This window comes from Streptomyces sp. NPDC005262 (assembly GCF_042872425.1).
In the GTDB taxonomy this organism is placed as follows: Bacteria; Actinomycetota; Actinomycetes; order Streptomycetales; family Streptomycetaceae; genus Streptomyces.
This window is the reverse complement of sequence record NZ_JBIAKK010000002.1, coordinates 299,704-319,751: the sequence shown is the minus strand read 5'-3', so window position 1 is coordinate 319,751 and position 20,048 is coordinate 299,704. Positions and strand designations below refer to the sequence as shown.

Below are 20,048 nucleotides of genomic sequence, written 5' to 3'. Positions count from 1 at the left end.
GGCGCCCCGCGAGAGCGGGAGCGCCCCTCTCCGGTTACCGGCTGCAGGCCGGGCCGGGAGAAAACAGGTCAGTTGTGGCCGAATCGCCGCTGGTGCTTACGGGCAACATCAGCAGGGCTGCCCTGGGCCTGCGACTGAGGCTTCATCTGCGACTCGTAAGCCGTCGACTTCGCCTCCTCCGCACCGCGCTCCGCGGCGGACGCGCGGTCCTGCTGGCTGCTCTGCTTGCGGTTCTTGTTCTTGGCCATGGTGTTCCTCCTGTGCGGAATCTCGGGGCCAGGACCGCTGTCAGACTCACATATCAGGATATAGCCCGCATGTTGGATCATTACCGTGCGTAGTAAAGGGGGTATCATGCGCGGATTTACCGATCCGCCACGCCGATGATCGAGTTCCGGCCGTCAAGCCTCTTGCCGTCGGGCAGACTCGAAGGAAACCCTGAGCAGAACCCGTTCCCGATTTCTGGAAGAGGGTGGAACGCGTGGACCGTTGCGTCGTCCTGGTGGACGCCGGCTATCTGCTGGGAGCAGCCGCGAGTCTGCTGGCCGGAGAGCCCGCCCGTTCCCGCATCACCGTCGACCACGCGGCGCTGATCCAGGGCCTGCGTGAGCGAGCCGAGGCCGATACGGCGCAGCCGCTGCTGCGGATCTACTGGTTCGACGGCGCCCCCGACCGCGTACCGCAGCCCGAACATCGCAGGCTGCGGGTCATGCCCCGGGTGACCGTGAGGCTGGGGGCGCTCACCCGCAGTGACGGAAGGTGGGCGCAGAAGGGCGTCGACGCCGCGATGCACGCCGAACTCACCGAACTGGCCAGAAACCGCGCTTGCTCCGATGTGGTCCTGGTGACCGGCGACGGCGATCTGCTGCCCGGCCTCATGTCCGCCAAGGAACACGGCGTCGCCGTCCATCTGTGGGCCGTCCAGGCCGCCGACGGCGACTACAACCAGTCCGAGGACCTGGTCGCCGAAGCCGACGAACGCCGGGTGCTCGACCGGGCCTGGATCACCCAGGCCGTACGGGCGAAGGATAACGGCGGCAGCTGCGCCCCACCGCCCGCCCCCCGTCCCGAGATCGCCGCGATCCTCTCCGCGCCGCTGCCCGAGGCGGCCCTCGCAGCCTCCGCCGAGCGGGCCTCGGAGGCCCAGGCGGCCGCCGCCCGCAACGGCGCGGCGGAGCCGGTCGTCAACGACGCCGCGCACGCCCCGGCCGCGCATGGCGGCAGGGGCGTCCCCACCCCGAAGGACCTGGCGGGCAGCCTCCGCGGCCCCGGCGCCCTGCCGGGCCACGCCGCCCCGCCCCCGGCGAGTGCCACCCTGCGCTGGTCTTCCGAAAAGGGCTGGATGGAGCGCGGTGGCCAGCTCGGCGAACCCGCCGAGACCGCGTCGCTGCCCACCCTCGCCCAGCTCACTTCCGCCGAGCAGCGCTGGGCGGACCGCGAGGAGGACATCACCACCGTCGGCGGCGACCCCTTCGAGGTGGGCCAGGTCTTTGCCCGGCGCTGGATGGAACGGCTGCCCGAGACCGTCCATCTGCAGAAACTGTCGACCATGTACCCACGTATCCCGCACCGCATCGACGGCGAGCTGCTGCGGTACGCGGCACGGTTCGGGCTGCTCGCGCACAAGGACGACCAGATCGACGAACACGACCGGTACGCGATCCGGGCCGGTTTCTGGCGCGAGATCGACGTGCGCGCGGCGGCCGAACACGCCCCCGCGGCGGAGTAGTCCGGCAGCCCCGGGCGCAATACGGGGCATCCGACCCCGTACCCTCATACCTCGTGAGTACGGGCACAGCACAGGCGCAGCCGGCGACCGGGACCGTGTGCGCGGTGCGTGATCTGGTCAAGACCTATCCCGCCGCCCGCGGCCGCCGCGGCGCACCCGCCACCCCTGAGGTGCGCGCCACCGACGGGATCAGCCTCGACGTCCGGCGCGGCGAGATCTTCGGACTGCTCGGGCCCAACGGAGCCGGGAAGTCCACTCTCGTCCGTCAGCTCACCGGGCTGATGCGGCCCGATTCCGGCAGCGTCGAGATGCTCGGCCACGACCTCGTACGCCACCCCGAGCGGGCCTCCCGGCTGGTCGGCTACCTCGGGCAGGAGTCCACCGCACTCGACGAGCTGACCGTCTCGCTCGCCGCCGAGACCACCGGCCGGCTGCGCGGACTCGCGGTACGTGACGCCCGCGCCGCACGCGACGCCGTGCTCGACGAACTCGGCCTCACCGACATCGCCACGCGCCCCCTGAAGAAGCTCTCCGGCGGTCAGCGGCGGCTCGCCTGCTTTGCGGCGGCGCTGGTCGGGGAGCGCCCGGTGCTCGTCCTCGACGAGCCGACGACCGGGATGGACCCCGTCGCCCGGCGCGCGGTCTGGGCCGCCGTCGACCGGCGGCGCGCCGAGCGCGGTGTGACGGTGCTGCTGGTCACGCACAACGTGATCGAGGCGGAGACCGTCCTCGACCGGGTCGCCGTCATCGAGCGCGGCAAGGTCATCGCCTGCGACACCCCGACCGGGCTCAAGGAGCGCGTCGCCGGCGAGGTCCGGGTCGAGCTCGTCTGGCGTGAACGCGCGCCCCTGGACGTACCCGAAGTGGCCGCTCTGCGCGCCCTGGCCCAGGAGTCCGGGCGCCGCTGGGTGCTGCGGCTCGGGCCGGACGAGGCGCGGGCGGCGGTCGCGGCGGTGACGGGCGGGGCGGCGTTCGCCGCACTGGACGACTTCACGCTGGCGACGCCGAGCCTGGAAGATGTCTATCTGGCGCTCGGCGGGAACACGACACAGGGGCTGGTGAAGGCGTGACCGGCGTGATCGGCGACGGATACAGGGCCGGGCAAGGACCGAACAGGAGCAGCGCCAGGTGACGAGCATCGTTCCCGCGGAGGTGGCCGGTGCCGAGCCGGTGACCGGAGGGGTTTCCCCTGCCGGGGTCGGCGCGGGCGCCGTTGTCGCGCGGCTCGCACCGCGCGCCAAGCTGTTCCCCTCCCTCGCCGCCGTCTACCGCGCCCAGCTGTCCCGGGCCAGGGTCGCCCGGATACCGCTGCTCTTCGTGGCGACCTTCCAGTCCATCGGGATCATGATCCTGATGCGCGGGGTCGTCGACGGCGGTTCGGAGGCACGGGCCGTGGTCGCCGGATCCAGCGTCCTCGTCGTCGCCTTCGTCGCGCTCAACCTGCTCGCCCAGTACTTCGGGCAGCTGCGGGCCAGCGGCGGGCTCGACCACTACGCCACCCTGCCGGTGCCGCCCGCCGCGGTGGTGCTCGGTGCGGCCGGGGCGTACGCCTCCTTCACCGTGCCCGGCACGATCGTCACCGCGGTCACCGGGAGCGTGCTCTTCCAGTTGCCGATGACCCACCTGTGGGTGCTGGTCGCCGTCATCCCGCTCTCCGGGGCCGCGCTCTCCGGGCTCGGTGCCGCACTCGGACTGCTCGCACCCCGGCAGGAGCTGGCCACGCTGCTCGGGCAGCTGGGCATGTCGGCGGCGCTGCTGCTCGGGGTGCTGCCCGCCGGCCGGATGCCCGCGCCGATCGGCTGGGCCCGCGATCTGCTGCCTTCGACGTACGGGGTGGAGGCCCTGTCCCGGTCGTTCGGCGTCCATCCCGACTGGCCGGTCATCGCCCTCGATCTCGGCGTCTGCGCGGTCGTCGGCGTTCTCTCGCTGGCCGTGGCGACCTGGGCGTACCGCAGGGCAGCAGTCCGGTGAGGCACGACACAGGGACGCCTGGCACGATGGCAAGGTGACCGCACCTCTGACGCCGCCCCACCGGCCCTCGCCCAACGACCCCTGGCAGATTCCGCCGAAGGGCGGTGGCTCCCACCCCGGGATGCTCCTCGAGTCGCAGGAGGAGCACGACCTTCGGGGGGACCTGCGGCGGGCAGCCCTGATCACCGTCCTGATGACGGTGGCCGGCGTCGCGCTCGGACTGCTGTGGCTGTGGCTGGCGCCGCGTGTCCCGCTGGTCTCCGACAACCAGGCGGTCTTCCTCAGCGACAGCGAGGGCGAGCAGGCGATCGGGGCCGACGGCACGTTCGTGCTGCTTGCGCTCGCTTTCGGTGCGGTGGCCGCGGCGCTCGTCTTCTGGTTCTTCCGGCGGGGCGGGATCGCGCCCGTGGCCGGCCTCGCCCTGGGCGGGCTGCTCGGGTCGCTGGTCGCCTGGGGGGTCGGCGTCTGGTTCGGGCCCGGGCGGGATGTGGTCGCGCACGCGCGGGAGGTCGGCAAGGGCGTGGTGTTCGACGCGCCGCTCGAGCTCCATGCGAAGGGGGCGCTGCTGGCCTGGGCGCTGGCGGCGATGGTCGTGCACCTGGCGCTGACGGCGTTGTTCGGGCCGCGGGATCCGGAGCCGGAGTGGGGGAGCTGGGGGGCGCAGACGCCCGGCGCTACGCCGGGGCCTCCCACGAACGCGACGCCGGGGCCTCCCACGAAGCCGTAGGGGCCGCCTGCGCGCAGCCTTCTCCCGCCCGGCCCGACGGTGCCGGGCGGGCTCGTAAGGGCGCCTACGACCGGCCGATCGGCGCGAACAGCGCCCCCGTCAGCGATGCCAGATCGGCCGGGGACAGTTCGACCTCCAGGCCGCGGCGGCCGGCCGATACGCAGATCGTCTCGTGGGTCCGTGCCGACGCGTCCAGCACCGTGGGCAGCGGCTTGCGCTGGCCCAGGGGTGAGATACCGCCCCGAACGTAGCCCGTCGTACGTTCCGCCGCCGCCGGGTCCGCCATCGCTGCCCGCTTGCCGCCGACCGCCGAGGCGAGGGCCTTCAGGTCCAGGGAGCCGGCCACCGGGACGACCGCCACGGTGAGGTTGCCGTCAACGTCGGCCACCAGCGTCTTGAACACGCGGTCCGGGGACACACCGAGCGCCTCGGCGGCCTCCTCGCCGTAGGAGGGGGAGGCCGGGTCGTGGTCGTACGCATGGGTGGTGAACGGCGTGCCCGCCGCGGTCAGCGCGACCGTCGCCGGGGTACCGCCGGAGCCGGACTGCTGCTTCTTCGACTTCTTCGCCACGGGGCAGGGTCCTCGGGTGGTGGAGGTCAGTTGGGGTGGGTGGGGGCCCTGGTCAGGTCCACCGCGGGCAGCGACGGCAGATGGCGGATGACCGCCGTCTCGGAACGCAGCAGCGTCAGCTCTTCACGTAGCCGTGTCGCCGTGTCCGGTGCCTGCAGCAGCCGCTGCTTGGTGGGGATGTCCAGGACGGCCGCGGCGGCCACCAGATAGGAGACGACCGACGGATCGTCAGGCAGGTCCGCGCCCGTCGTCAGCGAGCGTTCGCTCGCTCCGGCCAGCCGCTTCTGGTAGCTGCGGAACGCCCGCAGCACGCCCTCGGCGAGCGCACCGGCCTCCTCGCCGGGGTCTTCGTCGAGCTCTTCGAGTTCGGCCGTCAGATACGGGCCGCTCGCGTCGACCGAGAGCAGCTTGACCCGGGTCGTGCCGGTCGCCAGGACCTCGAAGCTGCCGTCTGTCCGCTCCCGGATCTTCGCCGCGTCGGCGATACAGCCGACCCGGTGGAAGGTCTGCACCGGGTCGGGGCCGAAGCCGTCCGAGGGGCCGCGCTCGGTGGCGGCGGGCGCCATGGCGGTGTCCGGCATGCCGACGGCTGTCGGGGCGGTCTCGCGGCCGTCGCGGATGGCGACCACGGCGAAGCGGCGCGGTTCGTCCTCATCGGTCTTCAGCAGCTCACGCATCATGGCGCGATAGCGCTCCTCGAAGACGTTGAGCGGCAGCACAAGGCCGGGGAACAGCACTGCGTTCAGCGGGAAGAGGGGCAGACGAGCGGTGGTCACAACGGTCAAGCGTAATGGCCGTGCGACCGGCTGTGTCCGGCCCGGTTCCACAAGGGCGTCGCGGAGGCCACCTGGAGCCGCGCCCCGTCCCGCGCATCGAGGAACTGGCCGAGCGGATCGTCGGACACCGACGACCACGGGAACGACGTCGCATGGGGTCCGATCAGCCGGAATTGTTCCAGTGCCTCGTCCCACCGGCCCCGCACGACCAGTACGTACGCGAGCAGATTGCGGACCTCGGCCGGCCAGGGATCGCCCGGCTCGAACGCGGCGGAGAGCGTGATCGCCAGATCGGCGGCCGTGTCGATCCGCTCCTCCAGCACCGATGTCGTCTTCACGTCCGGACCGGCGATCAGCAGCGCGAACGCGGCCCGCACCGGCAGCGCCTGCACCAGCGAGCTGGGCAGCGAGTCCTCGGCGGCCCGTTCCGCGAAGTCGAAGCATTCGCGGTGCGAGCCGTACCAGGCGGCGGAGAGGTACTGCAGCGCCGCGACATGGCAGCCGTAGTGGTGCGAGGAGCGCCGGATCGCCTGCTCCCACAGCGCCTCGAAGGTGGTGTGCGAGGCATGCGTGCCGCGCGCGTGGTCCAGGGCGAGCCGCCAGGGCACCGGGTCGCGCGGATCGCTCTCCGCCGCCGCGGTGATCAGCGGGCCCACGTCGCGCAGCCGCTCCGCGCGGGCGGGCGACTCCCAGGCCCGGCGGACCGCCAGCTCGGCCTTGACGAGCAGGGCGTCCGGGTCGTGCGGAGCGGCGGCGAGCCAGTCGTTCAGCCAGCCGTCACGGTTGCGGGCGAAGGTGACGAGCCGGCTGAGGTAGCGGTCCCGGTTCTCCCACTCGGCCGCTTCCCGTGTGGTGGCGAGGAGTTTGGCGGCCGGCTCGTACTCGCCGAGGGCCGCGGCTACGAGGGCCGGGGAGAGCCTTTCGTCCGGCGCGTCGAGCAGCACCGCATCGTCCGCCGGCAGTCCCGTGGACAGCCGCGGCGAGTGCCGGATCATGCGCGCGGTACGGAGCAGAGCGCGAAGGAATGACATGGTGCAGACCATTGAAAAGCGCTGGTCGGGGCAGCGCCAGAGGGGCGCTGTGAAGCTTTGGTGCCGAGTACAGGGGTTGCCCCGAAGGCGGTCAAGAAAAAGTAAAGGAATTCATGGAATCTGGCTTGATCCTGTTGTTCCGGCGGTGGGTGTCCGTCTTTTCGGCCGTCGGTCGGCCGGTCGTTCGAGCGTCCCGGCGAAGGCTGCCGGGACGTGCGCCGGCCGGGCGGCGGAAGGGGTCGGGGCCGGCAGGGCGGAGCGGGTGTGCCGCCCGGATCCGGCGAGGCCGGTCAGCCCCGGCGAAGCAGCCGGGACGCGCCCGCCGCCACAGTGGTGGCCAGGATCCAACCGAGCAGCACCAGGGCTGCCGACGCCCACTGCCAGCCGTCCTCCATCCGCCAGTACCCGTCCTGCCCGAGGTTGATCACGGGTACCAGCAGATCCAGTGCGTACAGCGCCGCGTTCCACTCCGGGTGCTCGTCCCGCTTGATCGGCGCCGGGTCGTACTGCGAGAAGGCCACCGCCCCCGCCGCCCAGAGCACCGCCATCCACACCGCCGCCCGTCCCGGCCGGTAGCCGTACGCCACCGTCCAGTCCTGCAGGATCCCCCACAGCTTCGCGGCGGGCGGCAGCGTCTCGCGCCGCCGCCGCTGCTTGGCGAGCAGCACCTCGCGGGCGTCCGCGTCCTCGCCGCAGTTGCGGAGCACGGCGGCCAGCCGCTCGTAAGGCTCCGGAACGTACTCGGGGGTCGCCGCCGCCACCCACTCCAGGCGCCGGGAGAGCGGGAAGTGCCCGTACGGGACGAGGTTCTCGTACACGAAGCCGCCCATCGCGAGCCCGCCGGGCCCCGGCCAGCTGGTCGACACGTCGATCAGCGTGACGACCTTCGCGCCGTTCAGCACGACCCGGCCCTCCTCCGGCCGCTCCGCGTTGAACCGCAGCTCCGGAGCCACGATCCGGCGCAGCGACAGCTCCTCGTGGGGCGCCAGCACGAACCGCGCCTTGTGCAGATCGACCGCGTCACCGAACCGTCCGTCGTCCAGCCGCACCCCGCCGCGGCACTCGAAGATCTGCGAACGGGTGCCGTGCGCCGGGGTCGGGGCCATGACGGTGCCGTACGGGGGAGTGGTGCCCTGGTTCCCCGTGTCGACGCTCACCCAGGCCTCGGTCATGTACAGCGTGCGCTCCACGGTCAGCTGCGGGGCGTTCAGTGCGCGCCGCCCGCCGCGCCCGGCCCGCAGCCGGCTGCCGCGCAGGCTCATCGAACCGCCGACCTTCGCCCCGCGCAGACTCAGCTCACCGCGTGCCTCCACCATCTCGGCCTGCAGGTCCTGTGCGACCGTGAGCCCGTCGCCGGCCAGGGCGCGGCCCTGCCGGTCGGTGCCCAGCTCGATCTGGTTGAGCAGCAGATCCGTGCCTATGTGGGCGTCGGTGAGCCGGATCCCGCGCTCGATCCGGCAGCGCGGCAGATGCAGATCGCCCTCGGTGTGCAGCCGGGCCGCCTCCAGCCGGGGCGCCGCGCAGCCGACCATCCGTAACGTCGTGAAATGGCACTCGGGCAGCACCACCTCGTTCTCCAGACGGCAGCCCGTCAGCTCCACGTACGGCGCGACGCGCCCGCCCGCGAGATCCAGCGTCCCGGTGATCCGTACGCCCCGGAGCTTCAGTGCGGCGACACGCCCGGGCCGGGCCCGCGGACCGCTCAGCAGCAGCCGGGCGACGACCCGTGCGTCCACACTGCGTTCCGCGCCCCAGACCGTCGGCGCGAACGGATCGTCCCGGAGCGGATCGCGGGCGCGCAGATCGTAGGTGCTGCCGCTTCGGAAGGCCTGCCACATGCCCAGCTCGGCCGCGGTGAGAGTGTCCGGAATGTCGCCGTTCTGCGGTTCGGCCACCGGGGCCCCCTCTGCTTGCAGTTGTTATCCCCTCTCTGTTCCCTCTGTGTGACGCCGTGAACGCCGGTGGTCAGCAGTGGCCGGGAGTAGTCGGCTGTGACCGCCGGGACATGTATCAGTCAGTGATACGGGCGAACTGCCGCCGATGGCGGTCTGAGAGAATTGCGGTGTGATCTCTCGAATCGATCTGCGCGGCGGTGCCCTCCCCGAGGGCGGCGACCTGCGCGACCTGCTGCCCCGAGCCGAGTTCGACGTGGAGGCCGCACTGGAGACGGTGCGCCCCATCTGCGAGGACGTACGCCATCGTGGCTCAGCGGCAGTGATCGAGTGGGGGGAGAAATTCGACGGCGTACGGATCGACTCGGTCCGGGTCCCGGCCCCGGCGATCGCCGATGCGCTGGAGCGGCTGGATCCCGCCGTACGGGCCGCCCTCGAGGAGTCGATCCGCCGCGCCCGCCTCGTCCACCACGAGCAGCGCCGCACCACGCACACCACCCAGGTCGTCCCCGGCGGCACGGTCACCGAGAAGTGGGTGCCCGTCGAGCGCGTCGGTCTGTATGTGCCGGGCGGGCGCTCCGTCTACCCGTCGTCCGTGGTCATGAACGTCGTACCGGCCCAGGAGGCGGGGGTCGAGGGCATCGCCGTCGCCTCCCCGCCGCAGAAGGAGTTCGGCGGTCTGCCGCACCCCACCATCCTCGCCGCCTGTGCCCTGCTCGGTGTCGACGAGGTGTACGCGGCCGGCGGCGCACAGGCCATCGCGATGTTTGCGTACGGAACGGCCGAATGTCTTCCGGTGAACCTCGTCACCGGCCCGGGCAACATCTATGTCGCCGCCGCCAAGCGCCTCCTCAAGGGCCGTATCGGCATCGACGCCGAGGCCGGGCCCACCGAGATCGCGATCCTCGCCGACTCCACCGCCGACCCGGTGCACATCGCCGCCGACCTGATCAGCCAGGCCGAGCACGACCCGATGGCCGCCGCGGTCCTCGTCACCGACTCCGAGGAGCTGGCCGCCGCCACCGAGGCCGAGCTGAAGCCGCAGGTCGCCGCGACCCGGCACGTCACCGACCGGATCGAACCCGCGCTGGCCGGCCGCCAGTCCGCGATCGTCCTGGTCAACGATCTCGAGGACGGTCTCAAGGTCGTCAACGCGTACGCCGCGGAGCACCTGGAGATCCAGACCACCGACGCCGCCGCCGTCGCCGACCGCGTCCGTAACGCCGGAGCGGTCTTCGTCGGCCCGTGGGCCCCGGTCTCGCTCGGCGACTACTGCGCGGGCTCCAACCACGTCCTGCCGACCGGTGGCTGCGCCTGCCACTCCTCGGGCCTGTCCGTGCAGTCCTTCCTGCGTGGCATCCACATCGTCGACTACACGCGCGACGCGCTCGCCGAGGTCGCCCACCACGTCGTGACCCTCGCCGAGGCGGAGGACCTCCCCGCCCACGGCGCCGCAATCAAGGCCCGTTTCGCCGAAGGCGAGCTGGACGAGAACAGTGGCCGGAAGGTTCCGCAGCAGTGACCAACAGCAAGTCGATCCGGATCGACGATCTTCCGGTCCGGGACGAGCTCCGCGGCCAGTCCCCGTACGGCGCCCCGCAGCTCGACGTTGCGGTACGGCTGAACACCAACGAGAACCCCTACCCGCTCCCCGAGGCGCTCGTCGACCGGATCGCCGAGCGCGTCCGTGAGGCCGCCCGCGACCTCAACCGCTACCCCGACCGCGACGCCGTCGAGCTCCGTACCGAGCTGGCCCGCTATCTCACCCGCACCGCCGGGTACGAAGTGGCCCTCGGCAACGTCTGGGCGGCGAACGGCTCCAACGAGGTGCTGCAGCAGCTGCTGCAGACCTTCGGCGGCCCCGGACGCACCGCGATCGGCTTCGAGCCCTCGTATTCGATGCACGCCCTCATCGCCCGGGGGACCGGCACCGGGTGGATCTCCGGACCGCGCAAGGACGACTTCACCATCGATGTCGCGGCGGCCTGTGAGGCCATCGCCGAGCAACGCCCCGACATCGTCTTCATCACCTCGCCCAACAACCCCACCGGTACCGCCGTCGACGCCGAGACCGTGCGCACGCTGTACGACGCAGCCCAGGCGGCGAGGCCCTCGATGGTCGTGGTCGACGAGGCGTACGGCGAATTCAGTCACCACCCCTCGCTGCTGCCGCTGATCGAGGGCCGGCCCAACATGGTGCTCTCGCGCACCATGTCGAAGGCGTTCGGTGCCGCCGGACTGCGGCTCGGCTACCTCGCCGCCGACCCGGCGGTCGTGGACGCCGTGCAGCTGGTGCGGCTGCCGTACCACCTGTCCTCCGTCACCCAGGCCACCGCGCTCGCCGCCCTGGAGCACACCGATACGCTCCTCGGGTACGTCGCCCAGCTGAAGAGCGAGCGCGACCGGATCGTCACCGAACTGCGCGCCCTCGGCTTCGACGTGACGGACTCGGACGCCAACTTCGTCCAGTTCGGCCGCTTCGCCGACAGCCACACCGCCTGGCAGCAGATCCTCGACCGGGGCGTCCTGGTCCGGGACAACGGCGTACCGGGATGGCTGCGGGTCTCCGCAGGAACCCCGGCAGAGAACGACGCGTTCCTCGATGCGGTACGCGAACTCAAGAAGGAGCACGACGCATGAGCCCCCGCGTAGGCCGCGTGGAACGCACCACCAAGGAGACGTCCGTAGTCGTCGAGGTCAACCTCGACGGCACCGGCAAGGTCGACGTGTCGACCGGGGTCGGCTTCTACGACCACATGCTCGACCAGCTCGGCCGCCACGGCCTCTTCGACCTCACGGTGAAGACCGAAGGCGACCTGCACATCGACACGCACCACACCATCGAGGACACCGCCCTTGCCCTCGGCGCCGCCTTCAAGCAGGCTCTCGGCGACAAGGTCGGCATCTACCGCTTCGGCAACTGCACCGTCCCGCTGGACGAGTCGCTCGCCCAGGTCACCGTCGACCTCTCCGGCCGCCCCTACCTGGTGCACACCGAGCCGGAGAACATCGCGCCGATGATCGGCTCCTACGACACGACGATGACCCGGCACATCCTGGAGTCGTTCGTCGCCCAGGCGCAGATCGCCTTGCACGTCCACGTCCCGTACGGCCGCAACGCCCACCACATCGTGGAGTGCCAGTTCAAGGCGCTCGCCCGCGCCCTGCGGTACGCCTGTGAGCATGACCCGCGCGCTGCCGGAATCCTCCCCTCCACGAAGGGCGCGCTGTGACCGGCCTCAACACCGTGCTGATCGTCGTCGGCCTCTTCCTGGCCGGCGGCGTCTACTCCTTCTCGAAGCAGAAGATGCCCAAGGGCCTCATCGTGCTGCTCGGGATCGCCTCCGTGATGTGCCTGGTCGCAGGCGTCATGCGGATCCAGGGACTCTGGGACTGAGGGAGCGACCTGTGAGTGACCAGAAGAAGGTCGTCGTCTTCGACTACGGCTTCGGCAACGTCCGTTCCGCCGAGCGCGCCCTCGCCCACGTCGGCGCGGACGTCGAGATCACCCGCGACTACGAGAAGGCGATGAATGCCGACGGGCTGCTGGTGCCCGGTGTCGGCGCGTTCTCCGCCTGCATGGAGGGGCTGAAGAAGGCCCGCGGCGAATGGATCATCGGCCGCAGGCTCTCCGGTGGCCGGCCCGTGATGGGCATCTGTGTCGGCATGCAGATCCTCTTCGAGCGCGGGATCGAGCACGGCGTGGAGACGGAGGGCCTCGACGAGTGGCCCGGTACCGTCGCCCCGCTGCAGGCCCCGATCGTCCCGCACATGGGCTGGAACACCGTGCGGTCCCCTGAGGACTCCGAACTCTTCGCCGGTCTCGACCCCGAGGCACGGTTCTATTTCGTGCACTCCTACGCCGTGCACGACTGGAGCCTCGAAGTCACCAACGCCAGGATCCGGGCTCCGCGGGTCACCTGGGCCACCCACGGCGAGCCATTCGTCGCCGCAGTGGAGAACGGCGCCCTGTGGGCCACCCAGTTCCACCCCGAGAAGTCCGGCGATGCCGGCGCCCAGCTGCTGACCAACTGGATCGGAACACTCTGATGTCCACCAAGCTTGAGCTCCTCCCCGCCGTCGACGTCCGCGACGGGCAGGCCGTCCGCCTCGTGCACGGCGAGTCCGGCTCCGAGACCTCGTACGGCGACCCCCTGCAGGCCGCCCTCGCCTGGCAGCAGGCCGGCGCCGAATGGCTGCATCTCGTCGACCTGGACGCCGCGTTCGGCACCGGTGACAACCGGGCGCAGATCGCCGAGGTCGCCCGCTCCATGGACATCAAGGTCGAGCTGTCCGGTGGCATCCGTGACGACGCCTCGCTGGCCGCGGCCCTCGCCACCGGCTGCACCCGGGTCAACCTCGGCACCGCCGCACTGGAGACCCCGGAGTGGGTCGCGAAGGTCATCGCCGAGTACGGCGACAAGATCGCCGTCGGCCTCGACGTCCGGGGCACGACGCTCCGCGGCCGCGGCTGGACCCGCGACGGCGGCGACCTCTACGAGACGCTCGCCCGCCTCGACTCCGAGGGCTGCGCCCGCTACGTCGTCACCGACATCGCCAAGGACGGCACGCTCCAGGGCCCCAACCTGGAGCTTCTGAAGAACGTCTGCGCCGCCACCGACAAGCCCGTCGTCGCCTCCGGCGGTGTCTCCTCGCTGGACGACCTGCGGGCGATCGCCTCGCTCGTGCCCGACGGGGTCGAGGGTGCGATCGTGGGCAAGGCGCTGTACGCGAAGGCGTTCACCCTGGAGGAGGCGCTGCAGGTGGTCTCCGCATGACCGACTCCGTCCGCCGTGTCTCCTCCGGGGCCCCCTGGGAGGAGAAGTTCGGCTACTCCCGAGCGGTGGAGCTGTCCAACGGGCTCGTCCTGGTGGCCGGTTGCACATCCGTGGTCAAGGGGCAGATCTCCGCGGGCGGCCCGTACGAGCAGGCCGTCGCCTCCTTCAACGTCGCCTTCGACGCGCTGAAGCAGGTGGGACTCGGCCGTGAGGACGTCGTCCGTACCCGGATGTACATCACGCACGCCCGGGACGTGGACGAGGTCGGCCGCGCCCACAAGGAGCTGTTCGACGACGTCCGCCCCGCCGCTTCCATGATCATCGTGTCCGGCTTCGTCGACCCCAGCCTGGTCGTCGAGGTCGAGATCGAGGCCTACCGGGCAGGTGCGCAATGAGTCTCGCGGTACGAGTCATCCCGTGTCTGGACGTCGACAACGGCCGGGTCGTCAAGGGCGTCAACTTCCAGAACCTGCGCGACGCGGGTGACCCCGTCGAGATGGCGAAGCTGTACGACGCCGAGGGCGCCGACGAGCTGACCTTCCTCGACATCACCGCGTCCAGCGGCGACCGGGAGACGACCTACGACGTGGTGCGCCGCACCGCCGAGCAGGTCTTCATCCCGCTCACCGTGGGCGGCGGCGTCCGCACCGCCGACGATGTCGACAAGTTGCTTCGGGCCGGCGCCGACAAGGTCGGCGTGAACACCGCGGCCATCGCCCGCCCGGACCTCATCCGGGAGATCGCCGAGCGGTTCGGCCGACAGGTCCTCGTGCTGTCGGTGGACGCGCGCCGCACCCCTGAAGGCACCTTCGAGGTCACCACGCACGGCGGCCGCAGGGGCACCGGCATCGACGCCGTCGAGTGGGCGCACCGCGCCGCCGAGCTGGGTGCGGGCGAGATCCTGCTCAACTCGATGGACGCGGACGGCACGAAGGACGGTTACGACACCGAGATGATCGCGGCGGTCCGGGAGCATGTGACCGTCCCGGTCATCGCCTCCGGTGGCGCGGGCCGTCTCGCGGACTTCGCGCCGGCCATCGCGGCGGGCGCCGACGCGGTGCTGGCCGCGTCCGTCTTCCACTTCGGTGATCTGAGGATCTCCGAGGTCAAGGGCGCACTGCGGGAGGCCGGGCACCCGGTCCGCTGACCGCGGAGTCATCGATCGCCGGACGGACCCGATACGCGGTTCCGTCCGGCGATCGGCGTTCTGCGGTCCGTCACCTGTCCGATCGCGGCAGTCATGCGGGAAACCGCGCAACTTTTATTGCGCAATAAATATTGTGCAAGTTTTCTTTCCTGTCTACGGTGTGGGCATGGCAAGCAATGAACCGCGCCGGGTCTCGGATCTGGAGACCTTGAAGGCGTTCGGGCACCCCCTGCGGATGAAGCTGTACCGAGCGCTCTACATCTCCCGGACCGCCACCGCCTCCCAGCTCGCCGAGCTGGTCGACGAAGCGGTCTCACTGGTCAGCTACCACCTGCGCAAGCTCGCCGACCACGGCCTGATCGAGGAGGCCGAGCAGCAGGGCAAGGACGGCCGCGAGCGCTGGTGGCAGCCCGCGTCGAAGGGGCTGAACTTCCACGACGAAGACTTCAGCGACGCGCCCGAGAAGGTCGCCACGCATGCCGCCGTCGGCAGGCTCTCCTTCGACCAGCACATCGAGCTGTACCGGCGTTACCTCGACTCGGCCCAGAGCTGGTCGCCGCAATGGCGCAGCGCCGCCTCCAGCTCCGAGTACCTGGCCCGGCTCACCGCCGACGAACTGGCCGCGCTCAACCGAGAGGTGCACCAGGTGATCGACCGGTACGAGGAGGCCGGCCGGGCCCGCGACGAGGCGGGGGACACCGAAGGGCGCGAGAACGTCGCCATGCACCTGTACGCATTCCCGTTCCGCACCTGAGCCGGCCACCCGAGAGGACGACCCTCATGAGTGTCACCGTCACGGCCACGAGAGCTCCCGAGCGCCCCGCCCACCGCGACGGCAACGTCCTGCGCTGGCTCGGCGCGTACACCGCGTCGATGGTCGGCGACAGCGTCTACTACATGGCGCTCGCCTGGGCGGCCACCCGCACCGGCACCGCTTCGCAGGCCGGATTCGTCCTCGCCGCCGGATCCGTGCCCCGGGCCGTGCTGATGCTCGGCGGGGGAGTCCTGGCAGACCGGTTCGGGCCCCGGCGTCTCGTCATAGGCAGCGACGCCGCGCGCTGCCTGGTCGTCCTGGGCCTGGCCGGCACGCTGATGTTCACCTCGCCCGGCCTGTGGATGCTGATCGCTGTCGCGCTCGTCTTCGGCGCGGTCGACGCGCTCTTCCTGCCCGCCGTGGGAGCTCTGCCGCCCAGGATCACGACCGCCGGACAGCTGGCCCGGATCCAGGGGCTGCGCGGACTCGCCACCCGTACCGCCAATGTGGTCGGCGCACCGCTGGGCGGGGTCGCGGTGGCCCTCGGCGGGCCCGTGCTCGCATTCGCCGCGGCCGGGGTGCTCTTCGCCGTCTCACTGCCTCTGCTCGTCCTCGTACGGATCGCGCCCCTGCCCGACCAGGAGGGTGCCGAATCTCCCGGCACCGCGTGGCGCGAACTGGCCGACGGGGTGCGTCACATCCGGCGCCATCCACTGCTCGGGCCGCTCGTGCTCGTCCTCGCCGTCAGCGAGCTGGGTTTCGCGGGCCCGCTCAACCTCGGGCTGATCCTGCTCGCGAAAGAACGCGGCTGGGGCGCCTCCGGCATGGGCTGGATCGTAGCCGCCTTCGGTATCGGCGCCGGCGCCGCGGCCCTGCTGCTCGCGGTCCGCGGGCGGCTGCCCCGCGCCGGGCTGATCATGTGCCTGACCGTGCTCGTCGGGGCGGTCGCCGCCGGGGCCCTCGCGTACGTCCCGTCGTTGCCGCTGGCAGCCGCGACCGGCGCCGCGGTCGGGCTCTTCGCCGGACTGGGCGGGGCGCTGTGCGGGGCGCTGATGCAATCCGCCACCGATCCCGGCTATCTGGGGCGGGTCACCTCGGTCTCGACGCTCTTCACCCATGCGATCGCACCACTCAGCTACCCGGTGACCGGCGCGGCCGTCGCCACCTGGGGGACCGCGCCGGTCTTCGCCGCCGGCGCGGCGCTGGGCGGGGCAGGGGCCGTGACCGGTCTGATCGTCACCCGGCTGCGCCGCGCGGAACTCCCGCGCTGACCCGGCCCCGCGGGGCCCTACATGCCCAGCTCGGCCGTGCTCACCCGGGCCACCGCCTCCTTGTCGCCCTCCACTTCCACCCGCGCCGCATCCTGCCGCCCCGACGCGAAGAGCAGCAGCTCGCCCGGCTCCCCGGTCACCGTCACCACCGGAGTGCCCTTGTGCGCCACGGCCGTCTGTCCGTCCGGGCGACGCAGCACTAGCCCCACCGGCGCCTTGCGCCCCATCAGCCGCGCGGCCTTCTCCATGCGTGACCACAGGGCGTCGGCGAAGACCGGGTCCAGGTCCCGCTGCGACCAGTCGGGCTGTGCCCGGCGCACGTCCTCCGCGTGGATGTAGAACTCCACGGTGTTGGCCGCCTCGTCCAGCTGCTTCAGCCCGAACGGTGACATCCGGGGCGGTCCCGTACGGATGAGCTGGATCAGCTCCTCGTACGGCTTCTCGGCGAATTCGGACTGCACTCGGTCGAGCCGGCTCTTCAGCGGGCTCAGCACCACCCCGGCCGCCGCGTCGGGCCTGCGCTCGCGTACCACCACATGGGCGGCGAGGTCGCGGGTCGTCCAGCCCTGGCACAGGGTCGGGGCTTCGGGGCCCGCCGCCTCCAACAGGTCGGCGAGCAGAAGTCGTTCACGCTTTGCATGGGTCGACATGCTGGCCAGGGTACGACCGGCGTCCGCGGTCCGCCCAGTGGACGTCCTGCCGGACGGCTTCCGGGGCCACGGCACAATGGGCACATGACCAGCACGCCCGCGCCCAGTACCCCGCCCGCCAGCAGCCTGGACCCCGCCGTCGCCGCCCGCCTCAAGCGCGGCGCCGACGGTCTGGTTCCGGCCATCGCCCAGCAGTACGACACCGGTGAGGTGCTGATGCTCGGCTGGATGGACGACGAGGCGCTGCACCGCACCCTGACGACCGGCCGCTGCACCTACTGGTCCCGCAGCCGTCAGGAGTACTGGGTCAAGGGCGACACCTCCGGCCACATCCAGCTGGTCAAGTCCGTCGCCCTCGACTGCGACGCGGACACCGTCCTCGTCAAGGTCGACCAGACGGGTGCCGCCTGTCACACCGGTGACCGCACCTGCTTCGACGCCGACGTACTCCCGCTCGGGCAGTAGGGTCAGCCGCCATGGATCTCGAGACCTTCCGCAAGCTGGCCGCCGACCGGCGTGTCATCCCCGTCAGCCGCCGGCTCCTCGCGGACAGCGACACCCCGGTCGCGCTCTACCGCAAGCTCGCGGGCGAGCGCACCGGCACGTTCCTCCTCGAATCCGCGGAGAACGGCCGCACCTGGTCCCGCTACTCCTTCATCGGGGTACGCAGCGCCGCCACCCTCACCACCCGCGACGGCCGGGCCCACTGGCTCGGCACCCCGCCCGTCGGCGTCCCCGTCGACGGCGACCCGCTGGTGGCTCTGCGCGCCACCATCGACGCCCTGCACACCCCGCGCGACCTGCACTCCGGAATGCCGCCCTTCACCGGCGGCATGGTCGGCTATCTGGGTTACGACATCGTGCGCAGGCTGGAGAGGATCGGCGAGCACGGTGGCGACGACCTGAAGCTCCCCGAGCTGACCATGCTGCTCACCTCGGACCTCGCCGTCCTCGACCACTGGGACGGCAGCGTCCTGTTGATCGCCAACGCGATCAACCACAACGATCTGGAGACCGGCGTCGACGAGGCGTACGCCGACGCCGTCGCCCGCCTCGACGCGATGGAGGCCGATCTCTCCCGCCCGGTCGAGAGCGCCCCCGCCACCCTCCCGCCGTCCGAACTCCCGCCGTACAGCGCACTCTGGGGCGGCCAGGCCTTCCAGGACGCCGTCGAGGACGTGAAGGAGCGGATCAGGGCCGGCGAAGCGTTCCAGGTCGTCCCTTCCCAGCGCTTCGAGACCCCGTGCACGGCCGGTGCGTTGGACGTCTACCGGGTGCTGCGCGCCACCAATCCGTCGCCGTACATGTACCTCTTCCGGTTCGACGGCTTCGACGTCGTGGGCTCCAGCCCGGAAGCCCTCGTCAAGGTCGAGGACGGGCGCGCCATGGTCCACCCGATCGCCGGAACCCGGCCCCGCGGCCTCACCCCGCAGGAGGACCAGGCCCTCGCCGACGAGCTCCTCGCCGACCCGAAGGAACGCGCCGAGCACCTGATGCTCGTCGACCTCGGCCGCAACGACCTGGGCCGGGTCTGTGTGCCCGGCAGCGTCGAGGTCGTCGACTTCATGTCGATCGAGCGGTACTCGCACGTCATGCACATCGTCTCCACCGTCACCGGCCGCGTCGCCGAAGGCCGTACCGCCTTCGACGTCCTCACCGCCTGCTTCCCGGCCGGCACCCTCTCCGGCGCCCCCAAGCCCCGCGCCATGCAGATCATCGAGGAGCTCGAACCCACCCGCCGCGGACTGTACGGCGGCTGCGTCGGCTACCTGGACTTCGCCGGGGACTCGGACACCGCCATCGCCATCCGTACGGCGCTGCTGCGGGACGGCACGGCATACGTCCAGGCCGGGGCGGGAATCGTCGCCGACTCCGACCCGGTCGCCGAGGACACCGAGTGCCGCAACAAGGCCGCCGCGGTCCTGCGCGCCGTCCATACCGCCAACCGCCTCCACGAACGCTGACGAGGTAAGGGATAGTGGAGTACGTGAGTGCTGTCCCCGTACCCCAGCCCCGTGCCCAAGCCGCCACCGCGCCCGACGCCACGGGAAGCCGCCGCAGCCTGGCCGCCGGCCTGCTTCTCGGGGCGGTCGGCGCCACCGTCGTGCTCCTCGCCTCCGGTCAGACCTGGGCGGAGGGCAAGGCCGCCGTCGGCGGCGGCTCCCTTCCGCTGACCGCCGACGGCCAGGACGTCACCGGTCTCCCGGCGGCCCTCGCCATCGTCGGCCTGGCCGCCCTCGTCGCCGTCTTCGCCGTCCGCAGCGCAGGCCGGCTGCTCGTTGCCGGGCTGCTCGCCCTCAGCGGTCTCGGGGCCGGTGTCAGCGCCTACCTCGGCGCCTCCGACAGCTCGGCCCTCGACGAGAAGGCGGCGCAGACCACCGGCGACGCCTCCGCCACCATCGATGCCCTCAGCCACACCGCGTGGCCGTACGTCACCGCCGTCGGCGGCCTGCTGATACTCCTCGCCGGGCTGCTCGCCCTGCGGTACGGGAAGCTGTGGCCGACCATGTCGGGACGGTACGAACGCGACGGCACCCCGCGGCCCCGCAAGGCCCCCCGCGCCGTTCCGGACCCGGACCGGCCCGAGGACCTGTGGAAGGCCCTGGACCGCGGCGAGGACCCGACGCACGAGGTATGACCCCCAGCTCACGTCGTACCCGCACGTACGGGACAATGGTGGTGAGCTTTCTGCACAGCGGCAGCGCAGCACATCACAGCGGCACCAGCTTTGCGTACAGCGATACCAACAGC

At 71.5% G+C, this 20,048-nt stretch carries 23 protein-coding genes; 17 read left to right on the top strand and 6 right to left on the bottom strand.

Going from position 1 to position 20,048, the window contains the following annotated elements:
- Positions 1-68 precede the first annotated feature (68 nt).
- Positions 69-248 carry a hypothetical protein gene (locus tag ACFYP5_RS06650; protein WP_356642667.1) on the bottom strand — a complete coding sequence of 60 codons (180 nt, stop codon included), beginning with the start codon at positions 246-248 and terminating at the stop codon, positions 69-71.
- 224 nt (positions 249-472) lie between these two features.
- Between ACFYP5_RS06650 and ACFYP5_RS06645 the strand changes: the two genes are divergently transcribed.
- The 4 genes from ACFYP5_RS06645 (at position 473) to ACFYP5_RS06630 (ending at position 4,427) form a co-directional block, all read left to right on the top strand.
- Complete coding sequence (locus tag ACFYP5_RS06645; protein ID WP_389031481.1) at positions 473-1,729, top strand: NYN domain-containing protein; 1,257 nt, start codon at positions 473-475, stop codon at positions 1,727-1,729.
- Between the two features lie 95 nt (positions 1,730-1,824).
- Complete coding sequence (locus ACFYP5_RS06640) at positions 1,825-2,799, top strand: ABC transporter ATP-binding protein (protein WP_389032916.1); 975 nt, start codon at positions 1,825-1,827, stop codon at positions 2,797-2,799.
- A gap of 58 nt (positions 2,800-2,857) precedes the next feature.
- Positions 2,858-3,700, top strand: coding sequence for an ABC transporter permease (locus tag ACFYP5_RS06635; RefSeq protein ID WP_389031478.1), 843 nt, complete (start codon positions 2,858-2,860; stop codon positions 3,698-3,700).
- A 34-nt stretch (positions 3,701-3,734) separates the two neighbouring features.
- A complete protein-coding gene (locus tag ACFYP5_RS06630; RefSeq protein WP_389031475.1) occupies positions 3,735-4,427 on the top strand; it encodes an ABC transporter permease in 693 nt (230 codons plus the stop codon).
- Between the two features lie 64 nt (positions 4,428-4,491).
- On the opposite strand, the gene ybaK is transcribed toward ACFYP5_RS06630, so the two are convergent.
- The 4 genes from ybaK to ACFYP5_RS06610 all read right to left on the bottom strand — a co-directional run bounded on the left by ybaK (position 4,492) and on the right by ACFYP5_RS06610 (position 8,700).
- A complete protein-coding gene (gene ybaK, locus ACFYP5_RS06625; protein ID WP_389031472.1) occupies positions 4,492-4,998 on the bottom strand; it encodes a Cys-tRNA(Pro) deacylase in 507 nt (168 codons plus the stop codon).
- A 26-nt stretch (positions 4,999-5,024) separates the two neighbouring features.
- On the bottom strand, positions 5,025-5,774 hold the full coding sequence (locus tag ACFYP5_RS06620) for an LON peptidase substrate-binding domain-containing protein (RefSeq protein ID WP_389031469.1): 750 nt from the start codon (positions 5,772-5,774) through the stop codon (positions 5,025-5,027).
- A 5-nt stretch (positions 5,775-5,779) separates the two neighbouring features.
- Positions 5,780-6,817: a hypothetical protein gene (locus ACFYP5_RS06615; protein ID WP_389031466.1), complete on the bottom strand. Its 1,038-nt coding sequence runs from the start codon at positions 6,815-6,817 to the stop codon at positions 5,780-5,782.
- 278 nt (positions 6,818-7,095) lie between these two features.
- Positions 7,096-8,700: an oxidoreductase gene (locus tag ACFYP5_RS06610; RefSeq protein WP_389031463.1), complete on the bottom strand. Its 1,605-nt coding sequence runs from the start codon at positions 8,698-8,700 to the stop codon at positions 7,096-7,098.
- A gap of 169 nt (positions 8,701-8,869) precedes the next feature.
- Here ACFYP5_RS06610 and hisD point away from each other — a divergent pair, with 169 nt between their 5' ends.
- The 10 genes from hisD to ACFYP5_RS06560 all read left to right on the top strand — a co-directional run bounded on the left by hisD (position 8,870) and on the right by ACFYP5_RS06560 (position 16,647).
- Entirely contained in the window at positions 8,870-10,219 is a 1,350-nt protein-coding gene (gene hisD, locus ACFYP5_RS06605; protein WP_389031460.1) for a histidinol dehydrogenase, read from the top strand.
- On the top strand, positions 10,216-11,337 hold the full coding sequence (locus ACFYP5_RS06600) for a histidinol-phosphate transaminase (protein ID WP_389031458.1): 1,122 nt from the start codon (positions 10,216-10,218) through the stop codon (positions 11,335-11,337). Before hisD ends, ACFYP5_RS06600 begins: the two co-directional genes overlap by 4 nt.
- On the top strand, positions 11,334-11,930 hold the full coding sequence (gene hisB / locus ACFYP5_RS06595) for an imidazoleglycerol-phosphate dehydratase HisB (RefSeq protein WP_389031456.1): 597 nt from the start codon (positions 11,334-11,336) through the stop codon (positions 11,928-11,930). The genes ACFYP5_RS06600 and hisB overlap by 4 nt, the downstream gene beginning before the upstream one ends.
- The gene (locus ACFYP5_RS06590; protein WP_267005650.1) at positions 11,927-12,094 is read left to right on the top strand and encodes a hypothetical protein; all 168 of its coding nucleotides are present in this window, start codon (positions 11,927-11,929) and stop codon (positions 12,092-12,094) included. Before hisB ends, ACFYP5_RS06590 begins: the two co-directional genes overlap by 4 nt.
- A gap of 11 nt (positions 12,095-12,105) precedes the next feature.
- The gene (gene hisH, locus ACFYP5_RS06585; protein ID WP_389031453.1) at positions 12,106-12,747 is read left to right on the top strand and encodes an imidazole glycerol phosphate synthase subunit HisH; all 642 of its coding nucleotides are present in this window, start codon (positions 12,106-12,108) and stop codon (positions 12,745-12,747) included.
- A complete protein-coding gene (gene priA, locus ACFYP5_RS06580) occupies positions 12,747-13,475 on the top strand; it encodes a bifunctional 1-(5-phosphoribosyl)-5-((5-phosphoribosylamino)methylideneamino)imidazole-4-carboxamide isomerase/phosphoribosylanthranilate isomerase PriA (protein ID WP_326631047.1) in 729 nt (242 codons plus the stop codon). Before hisH ends, priA begins: the two co-directional genes overlap by 1 nt.
- Entirely contained in the window at positions 13,472-13,870 is a 399-nt protein-coding gene (locus ACFYP5_RS06575; RefSeq protein WP_030919442.1) for a RidA family protein, read from the top strand. The genes priA and ACFYP5_RS06575 overlap by 4 nt, the downstream gene beginning before the upstream one ends.
- Positions 13,867-14,622, top strand: a complete 756-nt coding sequence (gene hisF / locus ACFYP5_RS06570; RefSeq protein WP_383958887.1) for an imidazole glycerol phosphate synthase subunit HisF — start codon at positions 13,867-13,869, stop codon at positions 14,620-14,622. Before ACFYP5_RS06575 ends, hisF begins: the two co-directional genes overlap by 4 nt.
- A 166-nt stretch (positions 14,623-14,788) precedes the next feature.
- Positions 14,789-15,376 carry an ArsR/SmtB family transcription factor gene (locus ACFYP5_RS06565; protein ID WP_389031449.1) on the top strand — a complete coding sequence of 196 codons (588 nt, stop codon included), beginning with the start codon at positions 14,789-14,791 and terminating at the stop codon, positions 15,374-15,376.
- A 26-nt stretch (positions 15,377-15,402) separates the two neighbouring features.
- Positions 15,403-16,647: an MFS transporter gene (locus tag ACFYP5_RS06560; RefSeq protein ID WP_389031446.1), complete on the top strand. Its 1,245-nt coding sequence runs from the start codon at positions 15,403-15,405 to the stop codon at positions 16,645-16,647.
- A gap of 17 nt (positions 16,648-16,664) precedes the next feature.
- On the opposite strand, the gene ACFYP5_RS06555 is transcribed toward ACFYP5_RS06560, so the two are convergent.
- A complete protein-coding gene (locus ACFYP5_RS06555) occupies positions 16,665-17,297 on the bottom strand; it encodes a TIGR03085 family metal-binding protein (protein WP_389031443.1) in 633 nt (210 codons plus the stop codon).
- Between the two features lie 84 nt (positions 17,298-17,381).
- Between ACFYP5_RS06555 and hisI the strand changes: the two genes are divergently transcribed.
- From hisI to ACFYP5_RS06540, 3 genes are read left to right on the top strand one after another with little or no spacing between them, the layout of a single operon-like run.
- On the top strand, positions 17,382-17,762 hold the full coding sequence (hisI, locus tag ACFYP5_RS06550; RefSeq protein ID WP_030919455.1) for a phosphoribosyl-AMP cyclohydrolase: 381 nt from the start codon (positions 17,382-17,384) through the stop codon (positions 17,760-17,762).
- An 11-nt stretch (positions 17,763-17,773) separates the two neighbouring features.
- Entirely contained in the window at positions 17,774-19,261 is a 1,488-nt protein-coding gene (locus tag ACFYP5_RS06545; protein WP_389031440.1) for an anthranilate synthase component I, read from the top strand.
- A 14-nt stretch (positions 19,262-19,275) separates the two neighbouring features.
- Positions 19,276-19,935, top strand: coding sequence for a TIGR02234 family membrane protein (locus ACFYP5_RS06540; protein WP_389031437.1), 660 nt, complete (start codon positions 19,276-19,278; stop codon positions 19,933-19,935).
- The last annotated feature ends 113 nt before the right edge of the window (positions 19,936-20,048 follow it).